Consider the following 14,195-nt stretch of genomic DNA (forward strand, 5'->3'; position numbering starts at 1 on the left):
TAGCGCGCCTCAGAGACGCTAACGTAGCGATACGGACAGGGTCGAAGAGGAAGCAACACAGCAGTAACTTTGAAATATGTAGTTCCGTGATAGCTCAGTCGGTAGAGCAAATGACTGTTAATCATTGGGTCCCAGGTTCGAGTCCTGGTCACGGAGCCAATTTCAAACCGGGGTATAGCGCAGTCCGGTAGCGCGCCTGCTTTGGGAGCAGGATGTCGGGAGTTCGAATCCCCCTACCCCGACCATATTTGGGTCGTTAGCTCAGTTGGTAGAGCAGTTGGCTTTTAACCAATTGGTCGTAGGTTCGAATCCCACACGACCCACCATTTTTGAGACCAGTTGACGCTGGAATCAAATCTTAGAATCAGAGGTTCTAGCTCTGATAGAGGCGGTTTTACGGTTTTGGAAAGTGTTACAGCACTTAGATATCGCCGTAGACATGCAGCCGTCTGAGGCGAACAGTAGTTTCGGTTCGTCATGATGTCAATGTGCATAGGCTTTGCGATGCGCATTCCGGGGTATAGCGCAGTCCGGTAGCGCGCCTGCTTTGGGAGCAGGATGTCGGGAGTTCGAATCCCCCTACCCCGACCATATTTAATGAAAAAGGCGTCTTTATGACGCCTTTTTTTGTGCCTTGAGCAAAGTCGTACCGTTCGTCTGGAAAAAATCCGGATTTCGACCTGGTTCTTTATTCCGGGCATGCGAAAGCCTCTGGCCAACCAGAATTCCCTATAGCCAGTGCGCTTTGATTATGAGCGTACTAGGGCGATGCTCTGGAAAATGATGAGCTTCGCATTGAATGCTCAGTTGAGGTGCGTTTCCTGAATGTGCCGACACCAAGCCCGCTCGCCATTAGCGTCAATAGTAGACTCTGCTCTACTTGATCTACTGGTGGGTCCATAGAGCATGTCATTGACTCGCGATGCAGTTGCGCAGATGCGAGCTCGAGAGCCTTCTGTAGCGCGCTTCGGCCAGTCGACTTGGTCCGCCGATCAATACTGACCTCTGTGCTGCTAGATTGTTGTGGAGCTGGCAGCTTCTTGGGCTCTGGTTGAGCGGTTTCCTGTGAATGCACACCTATTTTGGCGGGTAAGGGGGCAGAGGGTTTGCCACTTGGATCAACCCGTGTCACTCGGCTCAGAGCGCCCTGAGCCCGACTCCGCTCATGTAGAACAGCACGCATATGGTCGTAGTCCGCCTCTATGTAATTCATCGTTGTCGCTAGATTCGAATGATTCAGCAGGCTTTTCGTGAGATGAATGTTTCGCTCAGGCTGCTTCATCAAGTCTGTTGCTAATGTGTGCCTGAAGCGGTGAGGGGTCATGCGCACGCCGATCTTATCGGTGAGCTTGCCGTACATTGACTCCACCTGGTCGATGTTCATTTCCTTGCCATGGAAGTGACGAGAGAATCTGTTGACGTTGAACAGCTGATCGTCTGGTGAAAAACCGATTTTCTCGGCCTCCCCCAAGATCCTGGATAAGTGTGGAGCGAGTCCTTCCATAATGGGGAGGAAAAACTCCCGATGGGTCTTCTCTGTTTCACCGCGGACCAAGATCATCTGGCTGTCCCAGTCGATATCTTTGTAACGCAGGCACAGCAGGGCATTCAGACGTATGCCTGTGTAATAAAACATCTCGAAGACGCTGAGCCAGAACCAGGCAGGTGTGATCTGGCTACGTTCATGCGTACAACGTTCTTGGCCTACAAGGGATATGAGCCAGTTGCGTGCTCGTTGGATGGCGTCTCCATTGATTGTCTTGCTGGCTCGCTTTGGTGGGATAACGCTGGTTTTCTTGAATGGGTTGATCGTGGTATGGGTCATCAGGCCGTGTTCTATGGCGTAGCCCCAAACAGTTCGAAGGTGATTTGAATAGGTGTTCCAGCTGCGTTTGGATAATCCGTTCTCAAGGACTTTTTTTCGCCATGTCAGAACCGCACGATGATCGATCTCCTCAACTGAGGCCGTTCGGAAATGCTTGAGTAGTGCTTTGGTCGAGGCGCGATAGATCTTTGCACTGGCAGGCCGCAGATCATGGGCAAAGATGTATTCCTCCGTCAGATTCGAGGGCGTCGTCATTGTGGCGGCTCCGTTGCTTCTGACTTCAAGGACAGGCTGATATTGTCGAAAGGGACCTCAGAGAAGATTGTTCGCGGGTCTAGTAGTAAGTACCCCTTGAGCTGCTTGGATTTTCGAGGTCCAACAACGTCACAGGTCCAAATATTCAAACTCTTATGCGTTTTTCGATGAAGTTTCTGTTTCTCGAAACTACGTTGAACCAGCTGCCAGGCGCTGACTTGCTGTACTTTGGCTTGCTGTTCGATATGGGGGAATTCAAGGACGTAGCGTTTGAAAATTCCAGGCGTTACCAGCATAGCGGTCCCTGCTACGGTATGAACCAGCGCTTTGGTATCGTTGATAATGATGGTCCGGGATGCGATGCCTTTCTTAAGCCATTCAACAAATCCCTGACCGATCTCGGTGTTATTGCTAGGCATCGGAGTGACTTCTTCGATTATTGCTAAAGGCGCACCTCCTTGATTGGAGGTTTGGGAAGGCTGGATTTCATCCAGTTTCGGAGGCGCGGTATGTGCCGCTGAGACCGCTTTGTTTTTGGTGTCTTCTGATGGCTCATTGATGTTACCAAGGAGCGCCAGTAGCTCGTCAAATTCATCTGTACTGCTCGAGGAATGCTGAGGTAGTTCGAACGGTGATGGCTGTGCCGGTGCTAAAGGCGCCGGCACAGGGCTGGATTGAATTTCCGAAGGCAACTTTTTGGCCGGTGTGGCGACGGTATTTTCAGCTGCAGAGTCTTCTACCGGGTTGCCAGCTTCTACCTCAAGAGTCCCAGCGTAAGCTGTGGGCCGATCACTTGGATCATTCCAGATCAGTGCCGGTGAGAGCTTCAGCAGGGTGAAGGTGTTTCGCCAGCCACGACCATTGTCTATCGTGGCTTTCCAGATTGCCTTGTCTTGGGCATTGGTTTGGATTACCCCCTGATCTTGCAGCATGTTGAAGAAAGGCGCATTCGTACTGGGTACACCTTCAACGCCTTTGGTCAGCAAATAGGCTCGCAATTGATCAGCAATAGGCTTGCTAACCAGCCAAAGAGCATCCTGTGTCAGCCATCCATCTGACGGTCCATCGGGTTGATTCAGTTTGAATGTATCTCGGACCAGGTGACGCAACCCATCTGCTAATTGACGCTGCAAAGACTGTTTGGGCGCGGACAGCGCGCGGGCTGGATTTCCACCGAGCTCCTGTGCGACGGACGCCTGATCGGCCTTGACCACGATCTCTCCCAAAATGCCGGCATGTTCGTACTGACCAGCCAAAATGAAGATTAACTGCGACCACACTTCGGGGAAATTACTGAGCCAATCTAAGATTTCTGAGGAGAGGATCTGCGCGTAGATCAGTGCGGCAGCGGCTCCGTGAAGTTGGTAGTTGCGTCCTTTCACGTAACGGAATCGATAGGGACGATCGATTGGGCCGTGCCACGGGTGCCAGGTTTTACCTCCTGCCAGCTCGACGTGCACGTCGACGGCGATCTTGCCGAGGTCGTGTATCAGAGCGCCGTAAGCCGCGGCGGCAGTCCAGGCCTCAGCCTGTGCTGATTGAGACTCCGGCGGTGCGCCTATAGGAAGCAGGTAGCTCTGTCGAATTTTCAAGGCATAGGCGACGATTTCAAGCCCGTGATCCAGCATGCCGCCAGGGTGTGCATGATGGTGGTTTTGCGAAGCAGGGAGCTGCTGGACCAACTCCGCGTAGCGCTCAAGTGGACGCCTATAGAGCTCGACAAACTGTGAGCGAGATAACGATGCGCGCTGCCAAATGTTCTCCAGTAGTTTCTGACGGCGCGGCGATGCCAGTAGTGCTTGGCTAGAGGCCGGCTGTATAAAACCGTTAGGGGAGGGGCTTTGGGCGGGTAGCGCTTTATTGCGGCGGAAAATAGAGAACATCGCCTGCTCCGTAAATGATTCATGGGGCAGGCTTTTCTCCTATCAAAGGGGGGGCGAGCAAGGGGAAAGGATCACTGGTTGCCTCGGGTATTTCTTTTGGCGAAGAGCCATCTTTCTATGGTGGTGACGGAGAAAGGAATGCAGAATTATCGTCGTTTCGGTCTAAGGGCACGGGGCCGCAGATCGACTATGTGAGGAAAAAATGATGGTTTCACTTCGCTACGCTACGAAATCAACCTCAGATAATGTTTGGGCACTTTGTGATTTGATACGTGACAATAAGTGTGATGAGATCATTCTTTTTGCTAGTGTAGGGAATGATCTTGATGATGAGGAAGCAAGGTGGGACAACAACCTTCCTCTGGTTGTCGCCTTAGCTAAATATATTATTCCTCACGTTGATAGCGTCTTGGTCATTTTTGATGGAGTGTTTCTAACCGCTGCGCGTTCCGCTCGTTATGGTGAAGTACGTGAACTGCTGGATGTAGCTATTGCGTCTGACAAGGTTTATTACTCTGGGCAGAGAGCCCCACTTACTAGCGAAATGACTCCTGACGAGGCTGTTTCAACTCTTATTAATTTAGGTTCTATCCAACCGTTGACGGTTGAGTCCAGAGCTGAATACTTTTCTTTGCTTAGTAATTTTACAGAAGACGAGTTAGTTGAAGTTTATTCGACTCGCGAGATGCGTTGATGAGATTGGACCTTTTTCCCGCTGAAAGCGGCCCTTTCGGGTAAGGCTTTTACCCTTGTGAACCATTCCATTCGCTTCTACAAAACCTTTTACCTTTTGGGCCATTTTTGTTGTGAAAGGGGGGCATCTGGTGCTGAAGGCAAAGGCCGTTTGTCTCATGATCTTGCAGCATAGAAAAATCGGTATTATAAGTAATGTCAAATCGCCCCTAGACCGGGTAAGAAGGAGACGCACCATGACCGCACAGACCTCTCAGGGAGTAGCAAGTCGCTTAGGCTATGGCCTGGGTCAGGCTGCGCGCCTCGTTTGGTGCAGTCAGAACCGTACCCTGCGTTGGGTCAAGCGTCTGGTTGTGGCTGCCGTACTCCTATATTTTTCTGCAGACATTTTCAGCGGGATTATCAGCGTTGCAGTATTTACCTTGGTTTTGGGTGGAGGGCTCTGGGCGTTGAATCACAGACCTACGCCTCGCAGAAACCAGATAGAGTATGGTCAATGCTATGGCCCCGATGGCTATGGGTACTATGTTGCTGGTCAACGTGTAGACGACGATGATTAAGGGTCTCATATCAATGATATGAGACCCTTACGTTACATAACGCTACGTTTGACAGTATTCACCCCTTCCTGACCTGCCTTTTGAACATCTTTTGTTCCGCTGGTAAGGCCTTCCAATGCTTTTCCTGCGCTCACCCCTGCCCATCCCAGCGCGCCCATCCAAAACACTGGCAGGATGATGAACATCGAGCCCATCACGAAGTTTAAGATTGCGTCCTGGGTGGCAGTGTTCAAACCCATCACAGGATCAAATGATAAATGCGGAGAACCGGCTCCATATAAAGCGTCCAATATCGTGGTATCGACCCATCTAGCCAGTTGAAACCAAAAGTCCACGAATATCAGAGCGAAAAAAACAACGGACATAGTCATGGCCACTTTTAGTTGGTAAGCCCCGACGATTAGCACCAAGGGAATGCAAATCACCATCGCCATTTTCAAGAACGCCATGACCATCGGTAGCGCCTGGCGAACCATGTCCATCGCTGGAAAATAGGCCATAGATCCTAATGCAACCCCGAGAGTCCCCGCTGCCCGGGCTGCACCATTCCACACAGTTCCGTCGATTTGTCCCCCGTAGTCCGTATAAACATCCCCTTTCACCTGGTTCGACGGCGAGACCAGTTGCCGGACAAGCGAGTCAGTGACTTCGTCCGGGGACAACCACTTTGCCCAGCCGAGCATTTTGGTCATGAGGTCCGGCGACACTTGAGCCTTGATACGGTCCCGCAGTCCCACTCCGCTATCTGACCACCATTGTTTGCAAGTTGGATAGCCCCCACCTCCACCCACTTGTGGTAAACCCACATCACGAGATGCGTTATAGGGCCATGATGCCCTTGGAGTTTTGGAGTAGTCCGTGTCGTAATAACCCGAGGTGTTCAATAAATAGTGCGAACCAATCCAGCTGAGTTCCTGCGCAAAACGAGGGTCATTCCCTTGCGCTCCCAATTCGGGTTGGCGCATGAATAATCTGGCACGGGAGGGTCCATAGCAATCGTGCGTAAAGTCGCCAATTTCCTGAGCCAATAGCGGGTTGTTGATCTTGGTGTTGCTAACTTCCATGCGTACTTGCCGTAAATCAGTCCCGCAGGGAATTGCTGCTACAGCGCCATTGGTTAATCCCTTTGATAATGCATGCATTAATGCCCACCACATGGGCATCTGGGCACTCTTTCCTGCCAGTGAGCTGAATGTTGTGTTCCAGCCTGTGTCTGTGGGTTTAGGTAAGTTGTATTGACATTGCTGAGCTCTACTCTGGTCAAATGCCAAGGTATCAAAACTCACATTGACGGCTGGTACAGCGAAGAATGCGACTACGATGTAGCCAACGTAGATATTGGTTTCGATACGTGCCAGTGAGAGAACGCCTTTGTTGCCCTCATCGGCCCCCTCACCACGGACTTTCAGCCACTCTCGAATAACGATGATGCAGAAGGGGAGGGCGAATAGACCGGTATCTGAAATCATCGCCCAGATACCATTGTTGATGATCCAACCGACCAACGTCAGGTAGTACTCTAAATAGTCATTGGTGTAGAGCGTCACAGAACACCCCCTGCCTGATACAGCACCTTGCTCAGTTCAACCATCAGAAATAATAAGATCACCATTATCTCGATCTTCAACAGGCCTTTGCGCCGTTTCGAGCGTTCTGAGTTCGATAACCGTACCTTGAATTTGAACCAGGCAACGGTCAGTGCGATATAAAGCATTAGGCGCCAGGTAAAGAGCGGCCAATAGTGGTCGGTGCGCCAGGCTTGCCATTGCTCGGCGCTGTCGAACATGTTCATCAGGACAGCGCTGAGTAGGACTACGAGGGCGGCAGTCGCGAGCAAAACACCCAGAACAAGCAGAATGCTCCTCCCGGTTCGTCGAACCAGCGAACGGTTGGGAGCGGCGACAGGCTCCTGTATTTCGGTCATGGCCTTTCTCACTGTTTGTTCTGGGCGGGTGACTGCAACTGGTCCAATCGATTCGTTTCTGGGGCTCCCGGGGACACGCCACGAGAGTCTTCTGCCCGTGCTTTGCTGCGTTCAATGATGGTCAGAGGCGAGTTCTTCGCGAGCTGCTGACGCATGTCCAGTTCCATTTTGAGGTTGCCGATCTCCTGTTGCAGCGAGGAGCTCTGCTGGCCGACTGCCTGGACGGCGAGGTCATTAGCCGCGACGTTCGGTTCCCGACTGCCTGCCATCAAGGTGCGCTGTAGGGTCAGAGCTTTCTCCAACACATCGGACAACGCGACTTCGGAGGCAAGCCGGCGAGCGAGTACGTCCTGGTCGCGCTCATCCTTGAGTGCTGCTACAACGCCTCGGGTGATGGGTAACGAGTTGCTGCTCGCTGCTTCCAGGTTTTCTAGCGACAGCGTTTTGCTTCCGCTCAGCAGTTCCTGCAGGGCCTTCAGCTTGGTGTCGTACGTTTCCTGGATCAGCGGCGTGAGGCCGACGCCTGCGGCTGTCACCGTTTTAGGGCAACTGTCACAGGTCTGCTGTTGTTGTTCACCCAGGACACGATTGGCAAAGGTGGTGGCTTCCTGGGGCGATGACCAGACATTGCACACCATGCCGTTGTTGCAGTTCGCTTTACTGATGGATGCGGTGTCGCCGGCCGCGCGCTTGTTCAGAAGGTTGTAGCCCGCCTTGGTGACGTCGCCTACGATACGAATTGGCTTCTGACCGGAACCACCTGCTCTATCACCACCAACCCAAGTGACGCCATCGTTTCCACCTTTCTTTTCGACTTGTTCCACCGCCGACACTGCGTCTGTGTTGGATGTTAGCGCCTGACTCATAGCCTGACCTTCAGCAAGCTTGCCCCAGCCCATTTGGTTACCGGCGATATCCGCCATCTTTTCGCCAATGGCGCGGCAGGTGCCTTTGGAGCGGTCGAAGTCCAGGCGGGCCTGCAAAATGCCGTTGGTGATGAGGTTGTATAGCGCCGGGTTCGCACGTTGAAGAATCAGTGCCGGCAGCGAAGCCACGGCGCTGGTGGCGCTCTGTACCACCGAGCTCATGATGTTTTTGAAGCCGGAAGTGGCACCATTCAATTGGTTTTCAAGGGTTGTGCTCAGGCTCATGTTTCCGCAGATTAGATTGGTATTCCAACCGCCTCCCACAGAAATACTATCCATGTTGCCTGCGCTCCCCATGGTGACTGCGTTGCCGCCGCCAATGCTATACAGCACGTTGTCCCCAATGACGCTTCCGGAGGAGGAGACGTTGATTGGATCAGCAGAGAGCGCTATTGCACTGCTGAGGCTGCAGGCGAGCCCTATCGCCAAGGTAGTGAGTTTCATGCTTTGCTCCGATCGCTGTTTCATTGGAAGTCCGTACTGCCGAGGAAGGTCTGTCCTCGACGCTGGCAACACGAATAAGGGCGCCAGAGTGCCCAGGCGTAGCCGCCATCCTGCGCATCGATGTTCGGATCGATGGTGGGAAAGGTTGCGCAAGTCGGGTTGAGGACTGGGGTGAGCTCTTGCCACTTACCAGTGGAGGCGTCACCTTCGCGTAGCGGCCCTGCGGGCCAGTAACCGGGGTAGGGAAGGGCGAGCATCGGCAAGTAGACATGGACCTGGCCTGGGCGGGTAACCACGTCGCCGGCACGCTGCGCAATAACTGCGCCCGTTTTGTAGTCGTCAGTCTGGTTAAGGAAGCCGCTACGCGGGTAGACGTTCCCCCAGCTGCTTGCTGAGAGCAGGCTACCGACTTCGCGCATGCCCGGAATGAGTGCTTCGGGGTATACGGATTCCGGGACGCCGTATCGCCAAGCAATGGGGTCAAGGGTGCTCAGAAAGTAAGGCACAAGCGGTAAGGTTGCGCCTTTGCATACATAGCCCGAGGCGCTGGCAAACTGACTCAACGCCGCACCACCTGGATGGCCGATGACATCGGCTTCCTTAAATTTGATGATGTTGTTCTCTGCAACGTGATTGGTAGTGCCGTCGTTGCCCGCTTGGGCCATCGGATTCGGGGTGCCAAGAGGTGACATCTCTATCCAAGGGTTCATCCCGGTATTCGCATATGCAGACACCACAGCGTCCGGTACGTAGTGACGAACCTTGGTCGAGGTTTTGACTTTGCATCCGAATGGCGTGCAGAGCAGCCAATAGCAGATGCCGACCACTTTGTACTCCAGGCAGGTTGGTGACAGGGTCGAGGCAATAATCGCTGCCGAGTTGATCGCAGCCGATGCACTGAATGACAGGCTGAAAGTGATAGCCAGCGACAAAGGCCGGATCGCAAAACGTGAGCGTCTCATCGTGACAGGCTCCGTGCTCGTTCAATCAACGCGACGGCTTTAGCTGCGTCAGGCTCGCCGTACACGACGTAGCGACGATCTACGACCACGGCTGGGAGTTTTTCGACTCGCAGGCTCCAGGCGTCTATGACGCCCTGCTGGGCTTGGGCCAACTCGTTTTGCAGATGCTTCCCTGCAGGGCTGACAAGGTAGCGTTGAATGGCCGCTTCTGCCTGGCGTGGATCGGCGGGTAGTTGGTTGGAAAGTTGTTCTTCAAGGCGCTGCTGATCATCCAGGAAGATGACGCGAGCGCCAGAAGGTGCGGATACTGGATGTGCTCGGTTTGTAATGACCCACGTCTCCGCGTGGGACGCAGTTGACAAGAACAGTAGCAGTGAAAACAGCCAGCGCCGCGTTTCGCTAATGTGGGTAAGGATCTGGAGCATGGCACCGTACCTGATATGGATTCAGGTACAGAAGACCGGATGGCTGTCTTGAGCGCAGTAAGAAATAGGAATTTGGAAGCTTTGGGTATTTGAGAGCGACGAATTCGTGTGGGTTGGATTAGAGATGGCACTTGGTCGGCTCAAATTGACGACGCAGTGAGTACGCAGTTAACTGGCTATCCACACAGCAAGAGTTCAAGCCAAGTTTATGAGGCGACCCTTCTTGGCCCCATCGCCGCCGATGGTCCACAGTACGCCAGTCGGACGAGTCTCGCCACCGCCCCACGACATAACGAAAAATCACTTCTATTGAAGCTTCGGGCGACATCAACGGCAAAATGCTCGCCCTGCCGATATCGTCAGCGGGTTTGGTCGTGCTGGAGAAAACAACCTCAAGATTCGAAGGCTTTATCTTTATCCTTGGGCAGGCAGTAGTTTGTGCTGTCCTGCTTGAGATCCTTCACGATCAAATGTTGCAAACGGAGCGCCTGCTGCACAGCTTCAATGTCATCTTCGATGACGTTAAGGATAAGATAAAAACCTATCCTCCGAGACCGTATTGCTGTTAAAGACCATCCTGCCGATTGCGTTTTCGGTGCTCTACGTAGTGCCTAATTTCCGCAGCCCATGAGGCTTTTGTGACACGTTCGTAGTCTCATTTAGCTACGCCCAAACGATTCATCCGCCTGTAGCGGTCAAAGCCGCTTTTCATAATAGGAAGATATGCATTTTTATAAAAAATCTCTAGATGCTCCAGGTGGGATACGAGTTGATTTCTGATGGTCGTATGATGCATTCAGCGTGCTCTGCCAATAAAGCTAAACTTTAAATAGTTGAACTCACGAGCTCTACGAGAGGCCTTACAGATATGTAATATTCGCGGCAGCTTCCTGAAAGGCATCACTGGTTATCCTCTAGTCAGAAGTAAGTGAGCACTAGGAGAAAATCATGAAATTATTAAAAGTTGTTTTTGCCGCTTCCATCTTGACCATGTCTTCTTTGGCCATGGCTGAAGGAGGTGGTGACCGTGTTTATGGTCGAATGATGCAAGAGAACCAGAAGGCGATGGAGCAGTACGCCTTAGAAAACGGAAAGGCGACACCTGAAGTTGTTCATTATGAATACGGAATGAACCTCGATGTCCAGAAGGTAATCAGTACCACTCAAGCCAATAAAACCTGTGGCGTAGCCCCTTCGCGCATGACCTAAGAAGATTCGGCGGGCAAGCTCAACACCTTGGAATACAAGGTTATGGGTACTAACTGCCCTCACGGAAGTTAATTAGCGTTAGCCCTGACTGCGCAAGGTTGTTCGGTATGTTTTGAGCCTGCTTGCTGTTCGCTGACACAGAAGTAATTTTCAGGTCACGCTGGAGTTATCTATTGTATGAAATTATGTCTGCCGGCACGTAGGAGAAATCCTCACGTGCTGGTGGCTTTTATAATTATAAAAAATATTTCATAAAGAAACTCTGCCAAGCTAAAGCCTGGAGTGTTAAATGAACAATAAAAGCATTTATGGTCTTTCTCTCATTTCCCTTGGCATGAGCATGGGGCAAGTTGCAGTAGCTGTGGAGCAAAAGCCTGAAGGGTTCATTGAGGGGAGCACCTTTAGTATTCTCAATCGGAATCTCTATCTCAATCGTGATTATCGAAAGGGTCAATCAAGCCCCACGGGCAATGGTTACTCAGCCGAATGGGCTCATGGCATCATTGGCCGATTCGAATCAGGCTTTACTCAAGGTACCGTAGGCTTCGGCATTGATGCGTTTGCAATGGAAGGCCTCAAGCTCGATTCAGGTGATGGTCGCTCGGGAGCCCGTAGCTCAGTCGATGTCTTGCCGCACAATAGCAAAGGCCAACCTGAAGACTCCTACTCAAAAGTAGGCGGGGCCGCAAAAGTGCGTTTCCTGGATACAGTCGTCAAGGTAGGCGACGTATTTCCATCGACGCCTGTCGTTGCCTATGGGGATTCCCGACTTCTCCCGGAGAGTTTCCGGGGTGCAACGTTCACTAATACCAGCATCAAAGGCCTGACCCTTCAGGGGGGCCGGCTGCATGCGATGAGCCAACCCAATTCCAGTAGCATGCGTGACGGCTTTTCAACTTTTTACGCCGGTGTAGTAGATGCTCCATGGATCGCTTATCTAGGGGGCGATTACACGGTCAATGAACACGTAGGTGTGAGTCTTTACACCAGCCAATTCAAGGATGTGTGGAACCAATACTACGCGGGCACCACATTGAGCTATCCACTCTCAGAAAGCGTATCGCTAATTGGCGGCTTTAATTACTACCGAGCGGTTGATGAGGGTGAAAAACTTCTGGGAAGCTTCGATAACAAGATCTGGAGCGGCAAGACCGGGGTCAAATTCGGAGCGCACGCCGTGACCGTTGGTTACCAGCGCAATAATGGTAACGACGACTTTGACTACCTTCGCCAGTCCGACTCAATTTTTTTGGATAACTCCATTCAGTACAGCGATTTCAACGTAAGCGTCCGAACTACACCGCCTTGCATCTCAGACCTTAATCCCCTTTAACCGCTGATTGACGCGCTCACACTCAAAAACTGCGAAATTGCACCCCACTTGACCACCCATTTGCGTTGCAACTGACCAATCATTTGCATTCGAAGTGATCAGGACTCTCGGCTCTGTAGGGTAAGAGCGTGGCTAAAAGCAGACCGTAGGTTTGGCCAGTCAACGGGGCTCATTGAGCGCCGCTCTTTTCCTGTTCAAGCCGACAAACAGGGGGGCAATGAAACGGGAAATCGTAGGCTAAGGCGCGAAGTTTTCGTGGCTATCTATTCCATGCAGCGAATCGATCAGCGGGCAGCTAACCGTCCCGTGGCTCGCGCAACAGTCATCAACCAACTGCGCCAGGACCAACTCGATCCGCCGCAGATCCGCAAGTTTCCCCCGCACGTCTTCGAGCTTCTGCTCGGCGTGCACACGCGCATCATTGCAGTGCGTACCGTCATCGAGCCGCAACAGTCCGGCCACTTCATCGAGGCTGAAGCCCAGCCGTTGTGCGGACTTCACGAATTTCACCCGTGCAATATCCGCCTCGCCGTAGCGACGAATGCTGCCGTAGGGCTTGTCCGGTTCGGGCAACAGCCCTTTGCGTTGATAGAACCGAATGGTTTCCACGTTAACCCCGGCTGCCTTGGCAAAGACGCCAATGGTCAGGCTTTCCGCAGTGTTTTTCATACCGCTTGACTCCGTACCTGACTACGGAAATAACCTTAACCCATCGATCAAACATTCGAAAGGTTGAACCCATGTCTGAATCACAAAAGGGCCGTGGTGCACTCCTCGCTGGAGGTCTGGCGGCGATCCTTGCGTCCACCTGCTGCCTGGGCCCGCTGGTGCTAATTGCCCTGGGCTTCAGCGGCGCCTGGATCGGTAATCTCACCGTTCTGGAGCCCTACCGCCCGTTTTTCATCGGCGCGGCATTGTTGGCGCTGTTCTTCGCTTACCGGCGCATTTTCCGCCCGGCTCAAGCCTGCAAACCCGGTGAGACCTGCGCAATTCCGCAGGTACGAACTACCTACAAGTTCATTTTCTGGCTCGTGATGGCACTCGTGCTGGTCGCGCTCGGTTTCCCCTACATCCTCCCGTTGTTTTACTGATCAGGCAGGAGTCTCCCATGAAAAAGCTGTTTGCCGCTCTCGCGCTCATTGCCGTGGTTTCCCCGGTGTGGGCCGCCATCCAAACCGTCACCCTGTCGGTACCGGGCATGACCTGCGCCGCCTGTCCGATCACGGTCAAGAAAGCGCTGACCCAGGTCGAGGGCGTGACCAAGACCGAGGTGAGTTTCGAGAAACGCGAAGCCATCGTGACCTTCGACGATGCCAAGACCAACTCCGAGGCCCTGACCAAGGCGACCGAGGATGCCGGCTATCCATCTACCATCAAGCAATAGGAGGAAATACCAATGAGAAATCCTCTCAATCTGTTCACGCGGATCGGTGACAAAGCCAGTTCCGTCGGTGTGCTGGTTTCAGCCCTAGGCTGCGCCGCGTGTTTTCCTGCTCTGGCTAGCTTAGGCGCTGCAATCGGTCTGGGCTTTTTGAGCCAGTGGGAAGGCCTGTTCATCACCACGCTACTGCCCTTGTTTGCGGCCCTGGCGCTGCTCGTCAATTCCCTTGGCTGGCTCAAACATCGGCAGTGGCAGCGAACTGCACTCGGCCTGATAGGCCCTGTCCTGGTCTTGGCTGCGGTGTTTTTGATGCGGGCTTATGGCTGGCGGAGCGGTTGGCTGCTCTATATCGGTCTGGCCCTCATGCTTGGGGGA

At 52.8% G+C, this 14,195-nt stretch carries 13 protein-coding genes, 4 tRNA genes and 2 pseudogenes; 11 read left to right on the plus strand and 8 right to left on the minus strand.

Going from position 1 to position 14,195, the window contains the following annotated elements; genetic code table 11:
* Positions 1 to 83 precede the first annotated feature (83 nt).
* The 4 genes from BMH52_RS22010 (at position 84) to BMH52_RS22025 (ending at position 591) form a co-directional block, all read left to right on the plus strand.
* Positions 84 to 159 (plus strand) — tRNA-Asn (locus tag BMH52_RS22010).
* Between the two features lie 9 nt (positions 160 to 168).
* Positions 169 to 245 (plus strand) — tRNA-Pro (locus tag BMH52_RS22015).
* Positions 246 to 250: 5 nt separating this feature from the next.
* Positions 251 to 326 (plus strand) — tRNA-Lys (locus BMH52_RS22020).
* A gap of 188 nt (positions 327 to 514) precedes the next feature.
* A tRNA-Pro gene (locus BMH52_RS22025) sits at positions 515 to 591 on the plus strand.
* Positions 592 to 760: 169 nt separating this feature from the next.
* Here the strand turns inward: BMH52_RS22025 and xerC are convergent.
* A complete protein-coding gene (gene xerC / locus BMH52_RS22030) occupies positions 761 to 2,080 on the minus strand; it encodes a tyrosine recombinase XerC (protein ID WP_008432853.1) in 1,320 nt (439 codons plus the stop codon).
* Positions 2,077 to 3,963, minus strand: coding sequence for a MobH family relaxase (gene mobH, locus BMH52_RS22035; protein ID WP_008432854.1), 1,887 nt, complete (start codon positions 3,961 to 3,963; stop codon positions 2,077 to 2,079). The genes xerC and mobH overlap by 4 nt, the downstream gene beginning before the upstream one ends.
* Before the next feature lie 205 nt (positions 3,964 to 4,168).
* Between mobH and BMH52_RS22040 the strand changes: the two genes are divergently transcribed.
* Together BMH52_RS22040 and BMH52_RS22045 are read left to right on the plus strand one after the other, a co-directional pair.
* Positions 4,169 to 4,657, plus strand: coding sequence for a hypothetical protein (locus tag BMH52_RS22040; protein WP_019821334.1), 489 nt, complete (start codon positions 4,169 to 4,171; stop codon positions 4,655 to 4,657).
* Positions 4,658 to 4,892: 235 nt separating this feature from the next.
* The gene (locus tag BMH52_RS22045; protein ID WP_008432855.1) at positions 4,893 to 5,216 is read left to right on the plus strand and encodes a hypothetical protein; all 324 of its coding nucleotides are present in this window, start codon (positions 4,893 to 4,895) and stop codon (positions 5,214 to 5,216) included.
* Positions 5,217 to 5,248: 32 nt separating this feature from the next.
* Here BMH52_RS22045 and BMH52_RS22050 read toward each other — a convergent pair whose 3' ends face one another.
* Genes BMH52_RS22050 through BMH52_RS22070 form a run of 5 tightly spaced genes read right to left on the minus strand, consistent with a single transcriptional unit; the run spans position 5,249 to position 9,897 of the window.
* A complete protein-coding gene (locus BMH52_RS22050) occupies positions 5,249 to 6,763 on the minus strand; it encodes a conjugal transfer protein TraG N-terminal domain-containing protein (protein ID WP_008432856.1) in 1,515 nt (504 codons plus the stop codon).
* Positions 6,760 to 7,140 carry a hypothetical protein gene (locus BMH52_RS22055; RefSeq protein WP_008432858.1) on the minus strand — a complete coding sequence of 127 codons (381 nt, stop codon included), beginning with the start codon at positions 7,138 to 7,140 and terminating at the stop codon, positions 6,760 to 6,762. Before BMH52_RS22055 ends, BMH52_RS22050 begins: the two co-directional genes overlap by 4 nt.
* 8 nt (positions 7,141 to 7,148) lie before the next feature.
* On the minus strand, positions 7,149 to 8,510 hold the full coding sequence (locus BMH52_RS22060; RefSeq protein WP_024073345.1) for an integrating conjugative element protein: 1,362 nt from the start codon (positions 8,508 to 8,510) through the stop codon (positions 7,149 to 7,151).
* A gap of 20 nt (positions 8,511 to 8,530) precedes the next feature.
* Positions 8,531 to 9,472 carry a TIGR03756 family integrating conjugative element protein gene (locus BMH52_RS22065; RefSeq protein WP_008432863.1) on the minus strand — a complete coding sequence of 314 codons (942 nt, stop codon included), beginning with the start codon at positions 9,470 to 9,472 and terminating at the stop codon, positions 8,531 to 8,533.
* On the minus strand, positions 9,469 to 9,897 hold the full coding sequence (locus BMH52_RS22070) for a TIGR03757 family integrating conjugative element protein (protein WP_008432865.1): 429 nt from the start codon (positions 9,895 to 9,897) through the stop codon (positions 9,469 to 9,471). Before BMH52_RS22070 ends, BMH52_RS22065 begins: the two co-directional genes overlap by 4 nt.
* A 948-nt stretch (positions 9,898 to 10,845) precedes the next feature.
* Here BMH52_RS22070 and BMH52_RS22080 point away from each other — a divergent pair.
* Both BMH52_RS22080 and BMH52_RS22085 read left to right on the plus strand, forming a co-directional pair.
* A pseudogene (locus BMH52_RS22080) lies at positions 10,846 to 11,178 on the plus strand (DUF2790 domain-containing protein).
* A gap of 217 nt (positions 11,179 to 11,395) precedes the next feature.
* Positions 11,396 to 12,388, plus strand: a pseudogene (locus tag BMH52_RS22085) (OprD family outer membrane porin); the annotation flags it as partial.
* 288 nt (positions 12,389 to 12,676) lie between these two features.
* Here BMH52_RS22085 and merR read toward each other — a convergent pair.
* Positions 12,677 to 13,108 carry an Hg(II)-responsive transcriptional regulator gene (merR, locus tag BMH52_RS22090; RefSeq protein WP_003425050.1) on the minus strand — a complete coding sequence of 144 codons (432 nt, stop codon included), beginning with the start codon at positions 13,106 to 13,108 and terminating at the stop codon, positions 12,677 to 12,679.
* A 71-nt stretch (positions 13,109 to 13,179) separates the two neighbouring features.
* Between merR and merT the strand changes: the two genes are divergently transcribed.
* From merT to merC, 3 genes are all read left to right on the plus strand, one after another.
* On the plus strand, positions 13,180 to 13,530 hold the full coding sequence (gene merT / locus BMH52_RS22095) for a mercuric ion transporter MerT (protein ID WP_003425049.1): 351 nt from the start codon (positions 13,180 to 13,182) through the stop codon (positions 13,528 to 13,530).
* Positions 13,531 to 13,547: 17 nt separating this feature from the next.
* Positions 13,548 to 13,823: a mercury resistance system periplasmic binding protein MerP gene (gene merP, locus BMH52_RS22100; protein ID WP_003425048.1), complete on the plus strand. Its 276-nt coding sequence runs from the start codon at positions 13,548 to 13,550 to the stop codon at positions 13,821 to 13,823.
* Positions 13,824 to 13,835: 12 nt separating this feature from the next.
* Positions 13,836 to 14,195: organomercurial transporter MerC (gene merC / locus BMH52_RS22105; protein ID WP_073845045.1), on the plus strand; the 360-nt coding region annotated here is incomplete at its 3' end.

The sequence above is a fragment of the Pseudomonas sp. BTN1 genome, assembly GCF_001907715.1.
GTDB classification, from domain to species: domain Bacteria; phylum Pseudomonadota; class Gammaproteobacteria; order Pseudomonadales; family Pseudomonadaceae; genus Aquipseudomonas; species Aquipseudomonas paracarnis.

Excerpts from the sequence above, each read along its gene's own strand:
- xerC (WP_008432853.1), bottom strand. The coding sequence starts at position 2,080 with ATGACGACGCCCTCGAATCTGACGGAGGAATACATCTTTGCCCATGAT.
- mobH (WP_008432854.1), bottom strand. The coding sequence starts at position 3,963 with ATGTTCTCTATTTTCCGCCGCAATAAAGCGCTACCCGCCCAAAGCCCC.
- BMH52_RS22040 (WP_019821334.1), top strand. The coding sequence starts at position 4,169 with ATGGTTTCACTTCGCTACGCTACGAAATCAACCTCAGATAATGTTTGG.
- BMH52_RS22045 (WP_008432855.1), top strand. The coding sequence starts at position 4,893 with ATGACCGCACAGACCTCTCAGGGAGTAGCAAGTCGCTTAGGCTATGGC.
- BMH52_RS22055 (WP_008432858.1), bottom strand. The coding sequence starts at position 7,140 with ATGACCGAAATACAGGAGCCTGTCGCCGCTCCCAACCGTTCGCTGGTT.
- BMH52_RS22060 (WP_024073345.1), bottom strand. The coding sequence starts at position 8,510 with ATGAAACTCACTACCTTGGCGATAGGGCTCGCCTGCAGCCTCAGCAGT.
- BMH52_RS22065 (WP_008432863.1), bottom strand. The coding sequence starts at position 9,472 with ATGAGACGCTCACGTTTTGCGATCCGGCCTTTGTCGCTGGCTATCACT.
- BMH52_RS22070 (WP_008432865.1), bottom strand. The coding sequence starts at position 9,897 with ATGCTCCAGATCCTTACCCACATTAGCGAAACGCGGCGCTGGCTGTTT.
- merR (WP_003425050.1), bottom strand. The coding sequence starts at position 13,108 with ATGAAAAACACTGCGGAAAGCCTGACCATTGGCGTCTTTGCCAAGGCA.
- merT (WP_003425049.1), top strand. The coding sequence starts at position 13,180 with ATGTCTGAATCACAAAAGGGCCGTGGTGCACTCCTCGCTGGAGGTCTG.
- merP (WP_003425048.1), top strand. The coding sequence starts at position 13,548 with ATGAAAAAGCTGTTTGCCGCTCTCGCGCTCATTGCCGTGGTTTCCCCG.